Origin of the sequence: Spirillospora sp. NPDC049652, assembly GCF_040675125.1 — a bacterium.
GTDB lineage: Bacteria > Actinomycetota > Actinomycetes > Streptosporangiales > Streptosporangiaceae > Spirillospora.
The window spans coordinates 1-1,338 of sequence record NZ_JBFAOF010001436.1 but is presented as its reverse complement, the minus strand read 5'-3'; the positions used below and the strand labels follow the sequence as shown (position 1 = coordinate 1,338).

Genomic DNA, 1,338 nt, shown 5'->3' with positions numbered 1-1,338 from the left:
CGGACGGCGTCCAGCACCACCGCGCGGACCTCACCGACGCGGACTCGCTGCGCCCCGTCCTCGACGGCGCGGACGCCCTGTTCTTCCAGAACGGCGGCATGAGCGCCCACCTGATCGACCCGCACGCCGTCCTCGACGCGGCCAAGGCGGGCGGGGTCCGGCGCGTGGTGCTGCTGTCCTCGCAGGGCGTCGCGACCCGGCCGGACTCGGCCTCGCACGGCGTCGTCGCCGGGAGGATCGAGGACGCCGTCCGCGGGTCGGGCCTCGACTGGACGATCCTGCGGCCGGGCGGCTTCGCCAGCAACGCCTACGCGTGGGCCGAGTCGGTGCGCGCGTCCCGCACGGTCGCCGCGCCCTTCGGCGACGTCGGCCTGCCGGCCGTCGACCCGTCCGACATCGCGGCGGTCGGGGCGGCCGCCCTCCGCGGGGACGGCCACGCCGGCCGGATCTACGAGCTCACCGGCCCGGCGCCCGTCACGCCGAGGCAGCAGGCCCGGGCCATCGGCGACGCGCTCGGCGAGCCCGTCGGGTTCGTCGAGCTGACCCGCGACCAGGCCCGCGAGCACATGCTGCGGTTCATGCCCGAGCCGGTGGTCGAGACGACGCTGTCGATCCTCGGCGAACCCACCGAGGCCGAGCGCCGCGTCAGCCCCGACGTCGAGAACGTCCTCGGCCGCCCCGCCCGGACCTTCGCCGAGTGGGCCCGCCGGAACGCCCCCGCCTTCCGCTGAGGGGGACGGGGCGGAGGTGGCTCCGCGTCAGTCGGAGTCCCCTTCGCCGGGGGGCGCGGTGAGGCGCTGGAGGTAGTTGTGCTCGCCGAGCATCTCGACCAGGCCGAGCTCGGTCTCGAGGAAGTCGATGTGCTCCTCCTCGTCCGCGAGGATGTCCTCGAACAGGCGCGCGGAGGTGATGTCGCCGCGCGAGCGCATCAGCTCGATGCCGGGCCGCAGCCGCGCGACGGCCTCCAGCTCGATCCGCAGGTCGGCCTGGAGCTGCTCCACGATCGTCTGGCCGATGCGGAGCGTGCCGATCTTCTGGTAGTTCGGCAGGCCCTCCAGGAACAGGATCCGGTCGGTCAGCCGCTCGGCGTGCCGCATCTCGTCGAACGACTCGTCCCGGCTGTGCTTCGCCATCCGGGTGAATCCCCAGTTCTCCTGCATCTTGGAGTGCAGGAAGTACTGGTTGATCGCGGTCAGCTCGGCGGTGAGCTGCTCGTTGAGCAGCGCGATGATGTCCTTGTCGCCTTCCATGGCGGCCATGCTCGCACGCCGTCCGGTGATCGGACAGCGTCAGGCGGCGGTGTCGCGCAGCCAGCGCGAACGCACCGGCGCGACGATC

Annotated in this window: 2 protein-coding genes; one reads left to right on the top strand and one right to left on the bottom strand. The window is 73.2% G+C overall.

Annotated elements, in window-relative coordinates; genetic code table 11:
• The coding region (locus tag AB0J52_RS40870) for an NAD(P)H-binding protein (RefSeq protein ID WP_500188618.1) at positions 1-731 on the top strand (731 nt) is incomplete at its 5' end.
• A 27-nt stretch (positions 732-758) separates the two neighbouring features.
• Here AB0J52_RS40870 and bfr read toward each other — a convergent pair.
• Positions 759-1,250: a bacterioferritin gene (bfr, locus tag AB0J52_RS40865; RefSeq protein WP_500188616.1), complete on the bottom strand. Its 492-nt coding sequence runs from the start codon at positions 1,248-1,250 to the stop codon at positions 759-761.
• Positions 1,251-1,338 lie beyond the last annotated feature (88 nt).